Raw genomic sequence first — 15979 nt, forward strand, 5'->3', positions numbered from 1 at the left:
GGTGATAGTGTCACCATGGAAGTAACGCTTATAACCCCGATAGCCATGGAAAAGGAACTGCGTTTTGCCATAAGGGAAGGCGGCAGGACAGTCGGGGCCGGCGTCATAAGCGAGATAATAAAATAAGTATTTTAAAGCCGCGGGATTTTTTTAATAAAACAATACGCGGCAGTAACTATAAAAGATATAACGGTGAAGGTATAATAGAATGCGGGAACAGGTATTGTTAGCGTGCAGTGAATGCAAGATCAGGTGGTATTCTACGTCTAAAAACAAAAAGAATACGACGGCCAGGCTTGAGCTGGTGAAGTTTTGCCGCAATTGCCATAAAAGGACCCCGCACAAAGAAATAAAATAAAGAATCATCAATAAATATAATCAGACCTGCCGGCAGGATGGCAGGTTTATTAATAACAAACAAAGGCCTGTAGCTCTAATTGGCTAGAGCAGCGGCCTCCAAAGCCGCGTGTTGGGGGTTCGAATCCCTCCAGGCCTGCCAGGTTTTCAAGGCCGCGGCTTTATAGAAGCAATAGCATAGTTTGATGGGCGGTAGAATATGTTCGGTAAGATTGGCAATTTTATAAGCGAAGTCATGGTTGAGCTCAAAAAGGTATCATGGCCGACAAAAAACGAACTCATAGGCTCAACGATAGTTGTGATAATCAGCGTTCTGGCCATGTCGGCATTTATTGGTGTATGCGATTTTGTATTTTCAAAGGCCGTGCACATTATAATAAGGCAGTAAAATAGTTTATGGAAAAACACTGGTACGTCATACACGCCCTTACAGGCCAGGAAGAAAAGGTCAAGGCGAATATTTTAAACCGTTTGGAGCTTAGCAATTTAAAGGATAAAATCTCGCAGGTGTTGATCCCCACTGAAGTTGTTTCCGAGGTCAAGAGCGGCAAAAAGAAGATTTCCGAAAGAAAATTCTTCCCCGGTTATGTGCTTGTGGAAATGGAACTTACGGATGAGAGCTGGTATCTTATAAAGAATACGCCCGGCGTTACGGGTTTTATCAGCTCCGGGGACAAGCCTACGCCCCTTTTGAATGAAGAGGTGGACAATATACTCAAGCAGAGCGAAGAAAAAAAAGAAAAGCCCATGCCCAAGGTAACGTTTAATCAGGGCGAAAGCGTCCGAATAAAAGAAGGGCCTTTTACTAATTTTAATGGAACGATAGAGGAATTGAACCCTGCCAGGGGCAAACTCAAGGTGTTGGTGATGATATTTGGCAGATCAACACCCGTTGAGCTTGAGTATTGGCAGGTAGAGAGATTATAACGGAAAGAGTAAAACAGTCATGGCAAAAAAAGTTAAGGTGCAGATCAAGCTATATTGTCCCGGCGGCCAGGCCAATCCGGCTCCTCCTGTAGGGCCCGCGTTAGGACAGCACGGGTTAAACATTATGGAATTCTGCAAGTCTTTTAATGAAAAGACAAAAGATAGGCAGGGGCTTACACTGCCTGTTGTTATAAGCGTGTATGAAGACAGGACATTTAGTTTTATTGTCAAAAGCCCTCCGTGTTCTGTCTTGCTTAAAAAGGCGGCAAATATAGCCAAGGCATCAGGCACGCCTAATAAGGAAAAGGTCGCGAAGATAACGCGCGAACAGGCCATAGAAATAGCTAAGGCGAAGATGCAGGATTTGAACACAAAGGATATAGAATGCGCTTTGAGGGTAGTCATGGGGACAGCGCGCAGTATGGGTATTGACGTAAATTGATAATATAACCGGGCTTGTACTATGATAATCAAACGGCGCGTGAGTTTGCTTAAAAATGTCCGGATACAGGAGTGGTAATGAATAAGCGTTTGAAACAGGCAAGCACTTTATATAATAAAGCGCAGGCGTATAAACTTGATGAAGCCGTTGCTATAATAAAAAAATGCCCGGTGGTAAAGTTTGATGAAAGCGTTGACCTTTCCATCAGACTGAATATTGACACAAAGGAACTTAGCCAGTCGGTGAGGGGTTTTGTGGTTTTGCCTCACGGGACAGGCAAGAAGACCAAGGTAGCTGTTTTTTGCAAGGCGGATATGGCGGACAAGGCCAAGGCCTGCGGCGCGGATATTGCCGGCGCGGATGACCTTGTGCAAAAAGTCCTGGCTGGTTATCTTGATTTTGATGTGGTCATTGCCACGCCTGACATCATGAGAGACATAAGCAAACTTGGCAAGGTATTGGGGCCAAGGGGCCTGATGCCAAGCCCAAAGGCTGGAACCGTGACAAACGATATTGAGAAGGCAATAGCTGAAATCAAGGCAGGTAAAGTGGAATTTAAAATGGATAAGCTGGGATGCGTAAACATGACCGTCGCAAAAAGGTCATTCAATGATAACGCTATTGTTGAAAATGCCGAAAGCGTTTTGAAGGCTGTTTCCCACGCCAGGCCCGCTCATGCCAAGGGTAAATTCCTTCGCAGTGTGTCCATATCCACTACTATGGGTTGCGGCGTTAAACTGGATTTAGCCGCGTATTCCGTTTAAGTGACAAAATAGAGGTTATTATGGCCAAAGAACTAAAACCGGGTAAATTTCTGAAAACGCGTATAATAAAGGAATACGAGCAGGCCTTCAAGCCGGCTTCTTCGTATTTTGTGGCAAATTTTGGCGGACTTACTAATAAGGAAATAGAAGACCTTAAGTTCAAACTAAAGTCTGTTTCGGCCGGATATCTTGTCGTGAAGAATTCTTTATGCAGGACGGTTTTCAAGGCTTTGAACATAGAAGCCCTGACAGAGGTAATTGAAGGGGCCTGCGCAATAAGTTATACGGATAAAGACCCTGTCAAAGCGACTAAAATATTGGTGGATTTTTCCAATGCCAATGATAAATTTAAGTTGAGAGCCGGTTATCTAAGCGGCGATATCCTTACCCCCGTCATGCTCAAGCAGCTTGCCGCAATGCCTTCCAGGGAGGTTTTGCTCGCGCGGCTTGTCTCGGCGATGAATTCGCCTGTTGTCGGTTTAGTAACAACCTGCTCGGCGATTTTAAAACAATTTTTGTACGCGCTCAATGCGGTAATTAAAAAGAAAGAAGAAAATAAGGAGGAATAAAATGTCTGAAGATTTAAAACAACGCGAAACGGTTTCGGCCCAGCAGGCTGTAAAATCTGAAAAAGCCGAAAAAAAAGCGCCTGTCTCAAAAGACCAGGACGATTTTATAACAAAGATTGAGAAGATGTCCGTGATGGAGCTGGCCTCTCTTGTAAAAGCGCTGGAAGAAAAGTTTGGAGTATCTGCCCAGGCCCCTGTGATGATGGCCCAAGCCGGAATGCCGCAGACGCCAGGCGCGCCAGGCGCGGCCGCGGCGCAGGAAGAGAAGACCATGTTTACCGTGGTCTTGAAGGATGTAGGCGCTAATAAAATACAAGTCATTAAAGAGATACGGACAATTACGAATCTCGGGCTGAAGGAAGCAAAGGATCTTGTTGAAGCCGCTCCCAAGACCATTAAAGAGGGTGTGGCAAAAGCCGAAGCTGAAGATATGAAGAAAAAGATTGAAGCTGCGGGCGCCAAGGTAGAATTAAAGTAGTTTTATATTGCCTTTGTTTTTTACCGGGGTTTTAAAGCCGCGGCCTTTATGGGTTTTTTTGTTTTTAAATATTTAAAATCGGCAGTATCAGCCGGTTACCGGCAATCCAAAGGGTAAAAATTAGAAAGAAGAAAATATGCAAAGCAAAAGGAAAAGCTTTTCGCAGTTAAAGCGGCTGTATCCTATACCCAATCTCTTAGAGATACAGTTAAACTCGTTTAACGACTTCATACAGTCCGGCGTTCCTAAACAAAAGCGAAAAAATATCGGCCTGCAGGAAGTCTTTACCAGTGTTTTTCCTATTGAGAGTTATGACAAGAACTACCGCTTGGAATTTACCGGTTATTCGTTAAGCAAGCCCAAATACGAGATTGAAGACTGCAAGATCAGGAGTATGACATATGCGTCCGGGCTTAAGGTGAAATTAAGGCTTAAATCAAGCAAGGATATAAAAGAGCAGGAGGTATATATAGGCGATTTGCCATTGATGACTCCTGTCGGGACTTTTATCATAAACGGCGATGAGAGGGTCGTGGTCAGCCAGCTGCACCGTTCTCCCGGTATATCGTTTGAATCATCCATGCATCCGAACGGGAAAAGAATCTATACGGCCCGTTTTATTCCATACAGAGGGGCGTGGCTTGAATTTGAGTTTGACGCCTATGATAATCTTTATGTTTATATTGACCGCAAGAAAAAAGTTTTATCCACAGTGTTTTTAAGGGCCCTCGGATTTTCCACTGAAGAAGATATATTAAGGCTATTCAGCGAAATTGTGGAACTGAAATCGCCTACCGCGCAAGTTTTAGAACAGTATGTCGGTTCGGTTACGATTTCCGATATTATTGATGAAGAGACAGGCGTTACCATATTACAAAAGAAAGAAAAACTTACCCGCGAAATCGTCAAACAGATTACCTTGGCCAAAGTCAATAAAATACGCCTGATCAAAGACCCTATTGAGGAGATTTTAAATACCCTGTCAAAAGACCACAGCAGGTCTACTGACGATGCCTTGACGGACATATACAGAAAACTTCGTCCCGGCGATCCGGCAACCATAGAAAACGCCAAGGCGGCCCTTGATAATCTGTTTTTTGACCACAAGCGTTATGACCTCGGTTCGGTGGGGCGTTTTATGCTTAATAAAAAGCTCCATATGAATGTTCCGCTTGAAAACAGGGTGTTGGACAGGGATACGGTAGTGGAGGGCGTAAAACAGCTTTTATATCTAAGGCATACTGAAGCCATGACTGATGATATAGACCACCTTGGCAACAGAAGGGTAAGGACCATAGGCGAACTTTTAGCTAATCAATTCAGGATAGGTTTTACAAGGCTTGAAAGGGCTATAAGAGAAAGAATGTCTATTTATGACCTGGAAAACATAATGCCCCATAACCTTATAAATTCAAAACTGGTCTCCAGCGTTATCAAGGATTTCTTTGGAAGGAGCCAGTTGTCCCAGTTTATGGATCAGACAAACCCGTTAGCTGAAATGACGCACAAAAGGCGCGTATCCGCCTTAGGCCCCGGAGGTTTATCGCGGGAAAGAGCCGGCTTTGAGGTCAGGGACGTCCACTATTCCCATTACGGGCGCGTATGTCCTATAGAAACTCCGGAAGGCCCGAACATAGGCCTTATTGCCTCTTTGTCAACCTATGCCAGGGTTAATGAATTCGGATTTATTGAAACCCCTTATGTTAAGGTTGAGAACGGCAGGGCGACAAAGAAGGTTGAGTATCTTTCAGCCGACGTAGAGGATACTTACTATATAGCGCAGGCCAATTCCAAGATTGACGATGAAGGCCGTTTTATTGAGGATGCTGTGTTTTGCAGGTATAAATCAGACTTTTTAAAAATAGAAGCAAAACAAGTCCAGTATATGGACGTATCACCCACCCAGCTTGTAAGTGTTGCCGCCTGCCTGATACCTTTTCTTGAACATGACGATGCCAACAGGGCTCTGATGGGTTCAAACATGCAGAGGCAGGCTGTTCCATTGCTTGAACCTGAAGAACCATTAGTCGGTACCGGTATGGAATCAAAGGTCGCGCAGGATTCAGGCGCAATGGTGATTGCCGAGGCGCCGGGCATGGTGAGGAATGTCCAGTCGGACCAGATACAGATCGGAGAGCGGGTCTATAAACTTAGAAAATACCAAAGGTCCAATGCTTCTACCTGCCTTAACCAAAGGCCTCTCGTAGCTCTCGGCCAGAGGGTGGAGGCCGGCGATGTTATTGCTGACGGAGCTGCCACGAAAAACGGAGAGCTTGCTTTAGGCAGAAATCTTCTGGTGGCTTTTATGCCGTGGAGAGGTTATAATTTTGAAGACGCAATTCTTATAAGCGAAAAACTTGTCAAAGATGATATCTTTACGTCCATTCATATTGAAGAATTTGAAATAGAAGCCCGCGATACGAGGCTTGGCCCTGAAGAGATTACCCGGGATATACCGAATATCGGCGAGGAAGCCCTAAGGGATTTGGACGATGAAGGTATTATAAGAATAGGAGCGGAAGTCGGACCCGGAGATGTTCTCGTAGGCAAGGTCATGCCTAAGAGCGAGACCGAGCTTTCGCCCGAGGAAAAACTTTTAAGGGCCATATTCGGAGAAAAGGCCGGAGATGTCAGGGACGCCTCTCTTACCGTGCCCCCTGGTATTGAGGGTGTTGTTGTTGACGTCAAGGTTTTTTCCAGGAAACAGCACAGGCCTAAAAAAAAGGAAGAATTAACCAAGGAATTAGCGCAGATTGATGAGGTCAAGCAATATTATGGTTCGCAGATAGATACCCTGGAACAGGAAAGAATCCATAAATTGATTAAGTTTTTGGTGGGTAAAAAGATATCAAGCGCTCTTTTGGATGAACATACCGGTTCAATTATCATAGCTTCAGGCAAGGTAATCAAAAAGTCGGATATTAAAAAGATGCAAAAGTGTGATATATCCAGCCTGAAATTGCATGAGGAAGATATTGAGGCCGAGGAAGACATTAAACGGATTATTAAAATACTTGACGAGCAGATAGAGGAACTGATTTACGAAGAGGAAAGAGAGATAGACAAGATAAAACGCGGTGATGAATTACCGGCAGGCGTGTTAAAGAAGGTAACGGTTAATATTGCCAGCAAGAGGAAGGCTTCTGTCGGAGATAAGGTTGCCGGCCGCCACGGGAACAAAGGCGTCATTGCCAAGATACTTCCCGAGGCAGACATGCCCTATCTTGCAGACGGAACGCCTGTTGAGATGGTTCTTAACCCTCTTGGCGTGCCTTCAAGAATGAATGTCGGCCAGATAATGGAAACTCATTTAGGCTGGGCCGCCAGGATCTTAGGCATAAAGATAGCAACGCCTGTTTTTGACGGGGCGACAGAAGATGAGATCAGGGCAAAGATGGTTAAGTCGGGCATACCGGAAGACGGCAAGGTGGCGCTTTATGACGGCTTTACGGGAGAACCGTTCGCGCAGAAGGTAACGGTCGGCTATATTTATATGATGAAATTGGCGCATCTTGTGGATGATAAGATACATGCCCGCTCTATAGGGCCATATTCACTTGTAACGCAGCAGCCTTTAGGCGGAAAAGCGCAATTTGGAGGGCAAAGATTCGGCGAGATGGAAGTATGGGCATTAGAGGCTTATGGTGCCGCTTACACATTGCAGGAATTATTAACTGTCAAGAGCGATGATGTGATGGGCAGGACACGGATATACGAATCAATCGTTAAGGGAGAAAACGCTTTGCAGCCGGGCACGCCTGAATCGTTTAATGTGCTTGTTAAAGAACTGCAGAGCTTGTGTTTGGATATAAGGACAGAATCCCTTAAACATAAAAGTGCCGTTGAAAAGAAATAAGGGTATTATAACTTTACCATTTGGAGTAACCGATGGATTTAAATTTTGATTCAGTCAGCATAAAGATAGCTTCGCCTGATACCATCAAAGCGTGGTCCAAGGGCGAGGTAAAGAAGCCTGAGACTATTAACTACCGGACTTTGCGCCCTGAAAAAGACGGTTTGTTCTGTGAAAGGATATTCGGGCCTACAAGAGACTGGGAATGCAGCTGCGGTAAATACAAGAGGATAAAGCATAAAGGTATTGTGTGTGACAGGTGCGGAGTTGAAGTTACTCTTTCAAAGGTAAGGAGGGAGAGGATGGGCCATATAGAACTGGCCACACCCGTTTCCCATATATGGTTTTTTAAGGTTGTGCCGTCAAGGATAGGGACACTGCTTGGGATTACCTTAAGAGAACTTGAGAAGGTATTGTATTATGAGGAATATATTGTTTTAGATCCCGGAGAAACGGGCTTAAAGGAAAAAGAGCTTTTAAGCGATGAGAAATACCGTCAGTACCGTCAGCAGTATAAAGACGGTTTCCAGGCCATGATGGGGGCTGAAGCGATAAAGAAACTGCTTGAAAAAGTTGACCTGCCAAAATTATCGTCAAAGATAACCAAGGACATAAAGAACTCAAAAGGCGACCAGTCGCAGAAAAGGCTGGCCAAGATTTTGAAGATAATTGAATTATTCAAACAGAGCGACAATAAGCCCGAATGGATGATCCTTGATATTATTCCCGTTATACCGCCTGATCTCAGGCCTTTAGTTCCTTTGGACGGCGGGCGTTTCGCGACCAGTGATTTGAACGACCTTTATAGAAGGGTTATCAACAGGAACAACAGGCTTAAAAAGCTGATGGAGCTTAAGGCCCCGGAGGTTATTATAAGAAACGAAAAGCGCATGCTTCAGGAATCCGTTGACGCGCTCTTTGATAATGGCCGCCACGGCAGGCCGGTCCTTGGTACGGGTAACAGGCCTTTAAAATCCTTAAGCGATATGCTCAAAGGCAAACAGGGAAGATTCAGGCAAAACCTCTTGGGAAAGAGAGTGGATTATTCGGGCCGTTCCGTTGTTGTTATAGGGCCTGAACTCAAACTGCATCAGTGCGGTTTGCCTAAAAAAATGGCTTTGGAACTTTTTGAGCCGTTTATTATAAAGAAGCTTAAAGAACGCGGTTTTGTCCACACAATTAAGAGCGCCAAAAGGATGGTGGAAAAAGCCAAACTTGAGGTTTGGGATATACTTGATTCCGTCATAACTGATCACCCGATTCTCCTGAACAGGGCCCCAACCCTGCACAGGCTTGGCATACAGGCATTTCAGCCCGTTTTAATTGAAGGGAAATCCATAAGGGTGCATCCGCTGGTATGTTCAGCTTTTAACGCGGATTTTGACGGCGATCAAATGGCTGTCCACGTCCCTTTATCTATTGAGGCGCAGATGGAGTCAAAGCTTTTGATGATGGCGTCAAACAATATCTTTTCTCCGGCAAGCGGTTTCCCCGTTTTATCGCCCACGCAGGATATCGTATTGGGCCTTTATTACATAACCAAAGAAGACAAGAACAAAAAGACCCAGGGGATGGTATTTGCTTCTCCTGATGAAGTAATAACGGCCTATGACGACGGACAACTTGATATACATGGCATGATCAAGGTAAAGATGACGGACAAGATCATCGAGACAACGCCCGGCAGGATAATATTCAACAAGGCATTGCCTCAAGGCCTGTCCTTTATCAATGACACTATTAACAAGAGCAAGATATCAAAGATTATAGTGTCATGTTACAAGGAGTTCGGCCATACCAGCACCGTAATGCTATTGGATGAATTAAAGGCCCTCGGTTTTGAATGGGCCACTAGGGCAGGGTTGTCTATATCGCTTAATGACCTAAAACTTTTGCCTGAAAAGAAACAGATTATTGCTGAAGCGCAGAAACAGGTCAACGATGTCCAGGCGCAGTATCGTAAAGGTATTATAACCGACAGGGAGAGATATAATAAGATAGTTGATATCTGGACTCACGTAACAGACACTGTTTCGGAGAAGGTTATTGATAACCTGGGCGATTTTAACCCTATTTTTATGATGGCGGATTCCGGCGCGCGCGGCTCCAAACAGCAGATCAGACAGCTTGCGGGCATGAGAGGGCTTATGGCCAAGCCGTCGGGAGATATTATAGAATATCCTATTACCGCCAATTTCAGAGAAGGCCTAACCGTGTTGGAGTATTTTATTTCCACGCACGGCGCCAGAAAAGGGCTTGCCGATACGGCACTTAAAACAGCCGATTCAGGGTATTTAACAAGAAGACTTGTTGACGTAGCGCAAGATGTTATTATCAACGAAGATGACTGTAAGACATTAAACGGTATATTGATAGGCGCCATTATTGAAGGCGATGAAGTAGTTGTCAGCCTTAAAGAAAGGATTATCGGCAGGGTTGCCTGTGATAATATCGTTGATATAATAACGGATGAATTGATAGTTGAGGCAGGACAGGAAATAGACGAGAAAAAAGCCGACCTAATTGAGACTGCCGGTATTGAACGTATCAGAATCAGGAGCGTTCTGACCTGCGAAGCAAAAAAGGGAGTATGTGTTAAATGCTACGGCAGAAACCTTGCCACAGGCCGGCTTGTTGAAAAAGGAGAGGCTATAGGAATCATCGCCGCGCAGTCTATCGGTGAGCCGGGGACCCAGCTTACAATGAGGACATTCCATATAGGGGGTACGGCAAGCAGGGTCGTGGAGCAGGCTTTTATAAAAAGCAGGAATAACGGTATCGTCAAATATCATAATGTTAGAATAGTGGAGAAGGCTGATACCGGTGATATAGTAGTTTTGAATCGCAACGGCCAGGTATCGGTTAATGATGAATCCGGCAGGGAATTTGAGCGTTATCCCGTTCCTCACGGAGCCGTCATAACCGTTAAGGAAAATAAGCAGGTCAAAAAAGACATGATTTTTGTGAAATGGGACCCTTATATGTCTCCTATACTTACCGAAATGGCAGGCCTGGTAAGGTTTGAGGACATCAGAGAAGGTTTGACCATGCGCCAGGAAACAGACCCCAATACGAGGTTGACAGATACTATCATCATAGAGCACAAGGGCGAATACCATCCCCAGATCGTTATACAAAATGACAAGAAGGAAGTTGTGGCCCTCTATCCTATACCGGCAGGCGCGCACATACTGGTAAAAGACGGACAGCATATAAAGGCAGGTGACTTGCTTGCCAAAACACCGCGCTTGGTTACGAAGACCAGGGATATTACCGGTGGACTGCCCAGGGTAGCGGAGCTTTTTGAGGCAAGAAGGCCAAAGGACCCCGCTATTATAAGTGAGATTGACGGCATGGTGGAATTTGGCGGTTCCAAAAAAGGCCAAAGGCGTATTATTGTTAAGAGCGAGACGGGAATGAAAAAAGAATACTTGATTCCCCACGGCAAACATCTTAACGTGTATAAAGGCGACCGGGTTTATGCCGGACAGCAGCTTGTGGACGGGCCTATTGTGCCTCAAGACATACTCCGGGTTTCAGGAGACAAGGCTTTGCAAGAGTATTTGGTAAATGAGGTCCAGGAGGTTTACAGGCTGCAGGGCGTTAAGATAAATGACAAACACATAGAGGTTATCGTAAGGCAGATGCTTAAGAAAGTAAAGATTGATGACTCGGGAGACACGGACTTACTGGTCGGATCTCATGTGGATAAAATAGAGTTCTATGAAGCAAATCAGAAGGCGAGCAAGAAAAAATTTAAACCTGCCAAGGCTACGCCGATACTACTGGGTATAACCAAAGCGTCTTTAAGCACGGAGAGTTTTATATCGGCGGCAAGTTTCCAGGAAACCACCCGCATATTGACGGAGGCCGCCACCGGAGGCAAAATAGACCATCTCACCGGACTTAAGGAAAATGTTATTATGGGCCATCTTATACCGGCCGGAACGGGTTTTCCTGATAATAAGGAAATTGATATCGTTAAGAATATTGATATTATGGAAAGCGCCAGAAAAGAGCTTGAGAAAGAGGCTAAAGAGACAGTCTAACACGCCTTTCGCGATACGTATTGCCAAAGGGTTATGAAGTGTTGTTATAACAGGTTTGACGGCCGTAAGACTTGCCAAGGCCGATACGGTAAACACATGAGGGATATATGCCGACAATTAACCAGCTTATAAGAAACGGAAGAAGGCTCGTAACATCAAAGACAAAATCTCCGGCTCTTAAGTCGTCGCCGCAGAGAAGAGGCGTCTGCCTCCAGGTGAAGACCCAGACCCCGAAGAAGCCTAACTCGGCGCTTAGAAAGATTGCCAGGGTCAGGCTTACCAATAATATAGAGGTTACGGCATATATACCCGGAGAAGGCCATAATCTTCAAGAACACTCAATAGTCCTGGTAAGAGGCGGCAGGGTAAAAGATCTGCCTGGGGTGCGTTATCATATTGTAAGGGGTATACTTGATACGCAGGGGGTATCAAATAGAAAAAAGAGCCGTTCCAAATACGGCGCCAAGAAACCCAAGGCGACTACGGCGGCTTGACGGTGTTTGAAATTTTTTTCATTAAAACAGTAAAAACCGAATTGACAAGGGTGAACAATGAGAAGAAGAAGGGCTGAAAAAAGAAGGGTATTACCTGATCCTAAATATAAATCAGAGATGGTTTCAAAGTTTATCAATATTGTTATGGAGAGAGGCAAGAAAGCGACCGCCGAAACCATTGTTTATGATGCTTTTGAGATATTGAAAGAAAAGGCCGGTAAGCCAAATATCCTTGAATTGTTCCAGCAGGTCCTTGATAACGTAAGGCCTATGCTTGAATTAAAATCTAGGCGCGTGGGAGGCGCCACGTATCAGGTTCCGGTTGAGGTGACGCAGGCCAGAGGCATTGCCATTGCTATGAGGTGGCTTAGAAATTTCGCCAGACAACGCAAGGGCGGGCCTATGAGCCAAAGATTAGGCGGCGAGCTTGTGGATGCCTATCAAAAACAAGGCTCGGCTATAAAGAAGAGAGAAGACACGCACAAGATGGCAGAAGCCAATAAGGCATTCAGCCATTTTAAATGGTGAAATAAAATACAGGTTGCCGGTTATGGATATCTATTTCCGGCTGATAATTTTGGAACCGGACACCTTATTATGTTGACAGTATTGGACAAGCCCGTACAGGCAGGTAAAATGAAACAGATAAATACCTTGCATAATCTGCGCAATATAGGCATAATGGCGCACATAGATGCCGGCAAGACAACAACTACCGAGAGGATGTTGTTTCTCGCGGGCAGGATATACAGGGTAGGCGCTGTTGATGATGGAACGGCAACCATGGATTGGATGAGACAGGAGCAGGAAAGAGGCATCACGATAACCTCGGCAAGTACTGCCTGCAAATGGAAAGACTGCGATATAAATATTATAGATACCCCCGGGCACGTGGATTTTACCGTTGAGGTTGAGAGGTCATTGAGGGTGTTAGACGGCGGGATTGTGGTTTTTTGCGCTGTGGGCGGGGTTGAACCTCAAAGCGAGACCGTTTGGAGACAGGCCGATACGTATAAAGTCCCCAGGATCGCTTATATCAATAAGATGGATCGCTTAGGTGCTGATTTTTTTTCGGTGGTAAAACAGATCCGCGAATATCTTGGGGCCAAGGCGGTGCCCATTCAAGTGCCTATAGGGTCGGAAGCGGGATTTAAGGGTATGATAGATTTGATTGAGAAAAAAGCTTATATATTCAAAAATGACGATATTAATGAAAAGCCCTATGATGTGACCGATATCCCGGATGAGTATAAGGAGGTGTCCTGCCGTCTAAGGCGTGAACTGCTTGAAGCTGTTTCAGATATAGATGAGAATATTATGAACAAATACCTGGATGATGAGTCCGAAATATCAGGTAACGAGATCAGGCAGGCCTTAAGGACAGGCGTATTAAGGCTTAAGATAGTGCCCGTATTGTGCGGCTGTTCGCTCCAGGGTAAAGGCGTTGGTTTATTGCTTGATGCGGTTTGCGACTATTTGCCTTCGCCTGTTGACGTTCCTGCCATTGAAGGCGTAGATCCGCGGGATGGGTCTGTTAAAAAACGTAAACCGTCAAAAAACGAACCGTTTGCCGGGCTTGTTTTTAAGATAGCAACAGATCCGTATGTCGGTAAGTTAGCCTATTTCAGGGTATATTCGGGTTTTATACAGCAGGGTCAGAATGTCTATAACGCGGCCAAGGGTTTCAAGGAAAAAGTCACCAAGATAGTTAAGATGCACGCGAACAAGCAGGAAATAAAAGATACAGTCAGCGCCGGCGATATAGCCGCGGCCGTGGGATTTAAGGATACCAAGACGGGCGATACCATATGCGAAGAAAAACAGCCCGTTATTTTAGAGAGCATACATTTTCCTGAACCTGTTCTTTTTGTGGCAATAGAGCCGAAATCAACAAAAGACCAGGACAGGCTTGGCATTGTATTGAAAAAACTGGAGGAAGAAGACCCGTCGTTTAACGCCAGATACAATTCAGATACAGGTCAAACGATAATAGGCGGCATGGGAGAACTGCACCTGGATATTCTGCTTGACAGGATGGACAGGGAATTCGGCGTTAAGGCAAACACCGGCAAGCCCGAGGTTGCTTATAAGGAGACATTACGTAACAGGGTAAGTTCAGTCGGCAAGTTCATACAACAGACGGGCGGGCACGGACAGTATGGACACGTTGTTTTTGACGTGGAGACAGGCGAAAGGGGTTCGGGTGTTGTTTTTGAGAATAGGATCAAAGGGGCTGTGATACCTAAAGAATTTATTCCATCCGTCAAGGAAGGGGTTATGGACGCGGCAAGGAACGGTGTTCTCGCCGGTTATCCGGTGACGGATATTTATGTTAAACTGATTGACGGTTCATACCATGATGTGGACTCATCGGAATTAGCGTTTAAGACAGCGGCATCCATTGCCTTAAACGACGCCTTGCGAAAAGGCGGCTCCATACTGCTTGAACCCATTATGAAAATAGAGATAACGGTTCCTGAAAGTTTTTTAGGCGATGTAATAGGCGATTTTAATGCCAGGAGAGGTAAGATAGAATCCATAAAGCCCAAAGGTAATATACAGGCTGTTAAAGGTTTTGTGCCTCTGTCGGAAACGTTTGGCTATGCCACTATATTAAGAAGCTTGACTCAAGGCCGTGGAACATATATAATGGAGCCCGCTTATTACAGCGAAGTGCCGTCTTTTATTGCAGGCAGAATAATAAATTTTTAAAAAAAGGAGATAGTCCAAATGGCAAAAGAAAAATTCTTGAGAACGAAACCCCATCTCAATATCGGGACCATAGGGCACGTGGACCACGGTAAGACGACCCTTACGTCAGCTATCACGATGTGCCTTAATAAAAAGGGTATGGCTGAAATTCGTTCATTTGATTCCATTGACAAGGCCCCTGAAGAAAAAGAGCGCGGCATAACCATTGCCATAGCCCACGTTGAGTATGAGACGGTAAACCGTCACTATGCCCACGTGGACTGCCCAGGCCACGCTGATTACATAAAGAACATGATAACAGGCGCCGCCCAGATGGATGGCGCTATACTTGTTGTCTCGGCAGCTGACGGACCTATGCCCCAGACAAGAGAGCACATACTTCTTGCCCGCCAGGTCAATGTCCCTTCCATAGTTGTTTTTCTTAACAAGGTTGACATGGTTGATGACAAAGAGCTTTTAGACCTTGTTGAGCTTGAGATCAGAGAATTGCTTTCAAAATACGAATTCCCAGGCGATAAGATACCCATAGTAAAAGGTTCCGCTCTCAAGGCCATAGAATGCGCCTGCGGTAAGGATGACTGCCCCAAATGCAAACCTATATATGACCTCATGAAGGCAGTTGACGATTTTATACCAATGCCGAAAAGAGACATTGATAAGCCATACCTTATGGCTGTTGAAGACGTGTTCTCCATAACAGGAAGAGGCACCGTTGCCACTGGCAGGATAGAAAGAGGCATTGTTAAGATTAATGATAATATAGAGATAATAGGCATGCGCCCTGAAGTCCAGAAGTCTGTTGTAACAGGGGTTGAGATGTTCAGGAAACTCCTTGACGAAGGCCAGGCAGGCGATAATGTGGGCATACTGTTAAGGGGCGTAGATAAAAAAGACATTGAGAGAGGCATGGTACTTGCCAAGCCGGGTTCTATCACGCCGCATACCCAGTTCAAGGCCGAGGTTTATATTCTTACGAAAGAAGAAGGCGGACGCCATACCCCGTTCTTTAACGGATACCGTCCGCAGTTTTATTTTAGGACAACCGATGTCACGGGAATAGCCAAACTGCCCCAGGGCGTTGAGATGGTAATGCCTGGTGATAGTGTCACCATGGAAGTAACGCTTATAACCCCGATAGCCATGGAAAAGGAACTGCGTTTTGCCATAAGGGAAGGCGGCAGGACAGTCGGGGCCGGCGTCATAAGCGAGATAATAAAATAAGGCCGGCATATCCGGATCGGGATTTTGTGACTATACCGGATAATTAATCAAGCGGTAGAACCGCTATCAGTTCCGGCAGTTTAGAAAGAGTCTGCCGGCAGACGGGAAAAGCG

General features: G+C 45.3%; 14 protein-coding genes and 1 tRNA gene. All 15 read left to right on the forward strand.

All coding sequences use genetic code 11. The features are described from left to right. On the forward strand, positions 1-126 hold a 126-nt coding region (gene tuf, locus PHV77_03980), incomplete at its 5' end, for an elongation factor Tu (GenBank protein ID MDD5504457.1). Between the two features lie 82 nt (positions 127-208). Beyond that, positions 209-358, forward strand: coding sequence for a 50S ribosomal protein L33 (gene rpmG, locus PHV77_03985; protein ID MDD5504458.1), 150 nt, complete (start codon positions 209-211; stop codon positions 356-358). A gap of 63 nt (positions 359-421) precedes the next feature. Next, a tRNA-Trp gene (locus PHV77_03990) sits at positions 422-499 on the forward strand. Between the two features lie 57 nt (positions 500-556). Beyond that, positions 557-745, forward strand: coding sequence for a preprotein translocase subunit SecE (gene secE / locus PHV77_03995; protein ID MDD5504459.1), 189 nt, complete (start codon positions 557-559; stop codon positions 743-745). Positions 746-753: 8 nt separating this feature from the next. Continuing rightward, complete coding sequence (gene nusG / locus PHV77_04000) at positions 754-1284, forward strand: transcription termination/antitermination protein NusG (GenBank protein ID MDD5504460.1); 531 nt, start codon at positions 754-756, stop codon at positions 1282-1284. Positions 1285-1303: 19 nt separating this feature from the next. Then, a complete protein-coding gene (gene rplK / locus PHV77_04005) occupies positions 1304-1726 on the forward strand; it encodes a 50S ribosomal protein L11 (protein ID MDD5504461.1) in 423 nt (140 codons plus the stop codon). A gap of 77 nt (positions 1727-1803) precedes the next feature. Next, positions 1804-2490 carry a 50S ribosomal protein L1 gene (rplA, locus tag PHV77_04010; protein MDD5504462.1) on the forward strand — a complete coding sequence of 229 codons (687 nt, stop codon included), beginning with the start codon at positions 1804-1806 and terminating at the stop codon, positions 2488-2490. 20 nt (positions 2491-2510) lie between these two features. Further along, the gene (gene rplJ, locus PHV77_04015) at positions 2511-3059 is read left to right on the forward strand and encodes a 50S ribosomal protein L10 (GenBank protein ID MDD5504463.1); all 549 of its coding nucleotides are present in this window, start codon (positions 2511-2513) and stop codon (positions 3057-3059) included. A gap of 1 nt (position 3060) precedes the next feature. Next, entirely contained in the window at positions 3061-3537 is a 477-nt protein-coding gene (gene rplL, locus PHV77_04020) for a 50S ribosomal protein L7/L12 (protein MDD5504464.1), read from the forward strand. 136 nt (positions 3538-3673) lie between these two features. Beyond that, the gene (gene rpoB / locus PHV77_04025) at positions 3674-7393 is read left to right on the forward strand and encodes a DNA-directed RNA polymerase subunit beta (GenBank protein ID MDD5504465.1); all 3720 of its coding nucleotides are present in this window, start codon (positions 3674-3676) and stop codon (positions 7391-7393) included. A gap of 32 nt (positions 7394-7425) precedes the next feature. After that, positions 7426-11439 (forward strand): DNA-directed RNA polymerase subunit beta', encoded by a 4014-nt coding sequence (rpoC, locus tag PHV77_04030; GenBank protein ID MDD5504466.1) that lies wholly within the window; start codon positions 7426-7428, stop codon positions 11437-11439. Positions 11440-11546: 107 nt separating this feature from the next. Continuing rightward, the gene (gene rpsL, locus PHV77_04035) at positions 11547-11933 is read left to right on the forward strand and encodes a 30S ribosomal protein S12 (GenBank protein ID MDD5504467.1); all 387 of its coding nucleotides are present in this window, start codon (positions 11547-11549) and stop codon (positions 11931-11933) included. A gap of 57 nt (positions 11934-11990) precedes the next feature. After that, the gene (gene rpsG / locus PHV77_04040; GenBank protein ID MDD5504468.1) at positions 11991-12461 is read left to right on the forward strand and encodes a 30S ribosomal protein S7; all 471 of its coding nucleotides are present in this window, start codon (positions 11991-11993) and stop codon (positions 12459-12461) included. A 108-nt stretch (positions 12462-12569) separates the two neighbouring features. Further along, a complete protein-coding gene (gene fusA / locus PHV77_04045; GenBank protein MDD5504469.1) occupies positions 12570-14645 on the forward strand; it encodes an elongation factor G in 2076 nt (691 codons plus the stop codon). Between the two features lie 18 nt (positions 14646-14663). Continuing rightward, positions 14664-15866, forward strand: coding sequence for an elongation factor Tu (tuf, locus tag PHV77_04050; protein MDD5504470.1), 1203 nt, complete (start codon positions 14664-14666; stop codon positions 15864-15866). Positions 15867-15979: the final 113 nt, after the last annotated feature.

This window comes from Candidatus Omnitrophota bacterium (assembly GCA_028716165.1).
Taxonomy (GTDB): domain Bacteria; phylum Omnitrophota; class Gorgyraeia; order JABMRG01; family JABMRG01; genus JAQUQI01.

What these genes read in the sequence shown, in the direction of transcription:
- rpmG (MDD5504458.1), top strand. Translation starts at nt 209, where the DNA reads ATGCGGGAACAGGTATTGTTAGCGTGCAGTGAATGCAAGATCAGGTGG.
- secE (MDD5504459.1), top strand. Translation starts at nt 557, where the DNA reads ATGTTCGGTAAGATTGGCAATTTTATAAGCGAAGTCATGGTTGAGCTC.
- nusG (MDD5504460.1), top strand. Translation starts at nt 754, where the DNA reads ATGGAAAAACACTGGTACGTCATACACGCCCTTACAGGCCAGGAAGAA.
- rplK (MDD5504461.1), top strand. Translation starts at nt 1,304, where the DNA reads ATGGCAAAAAAAGTTAAGGTGCAGATCAAGCTATATTGTCCCGGCGGC.
- rplA (MDD5504462.1), top strand. Translation starts at nt 1,804, where the DNA reads ATGAATAAGCGTTTGAAACAGGCAAGCACTTTATATAATAAAGCGCAG.
- rplJ (MDD5504463.1), top strand. Translation starts at nt 2,511, where the DNA reads ATGGCCAAAGAACTAAAACCGGGTAAATTTCTGAAAACGCGTATAATA.
- rplL (MDD5504464.1), top strand. Translation starts at nt 3,061, where the DNA reads ATGTCTGAAGATTTAAAACAACGCGAAACGGTTTCGGCCCAGCAGGCT.
- rpoB (MDD5504465.1), top strand. Translation starts at nt 3,674, where the DNA reads ATGCAAAGCAAAAGGAAAAGCTTTTCGCAGTTAAAGCGGCTGTATCCT.
- rpoC (MDD5504466.1), top strand. Translation starts at nt 7,426, where the DNA reads ATGGATTTAAATTTTGATTCAGTCAGCATAAAGATAGCTTCGCCTGAT.
- rpsL (MDD5504467.1), top strand. Translation starts at nt 11,547, where the DNA reads ATGCCGACAATTAACCAGCTTATAAGAAACGGAAGAAGGCTCGTAACA.
- rpsG (MDD5504468.1), top strand. Translation starts at nt 11,991, where the DNA reads ATGAGAAGAAGAAGGGCTGAAAAAAGAAGGGTATTACCTGATCCTAAA.
- fusA (MDD5504469.1), top strand. Translation starts at nt 12,570, where the DNA reads ATGAAACAGATAAATACCTTGCATAATCTGCGCAATATAGGCATAATG.
- tuf (MDD5504470.1), top strand. Translation starts at nt 14,664, where the DNA reads ATGGCAAAAGAAAAATTCTTGAGAACGAAACCCCATCTCAATATCGGG.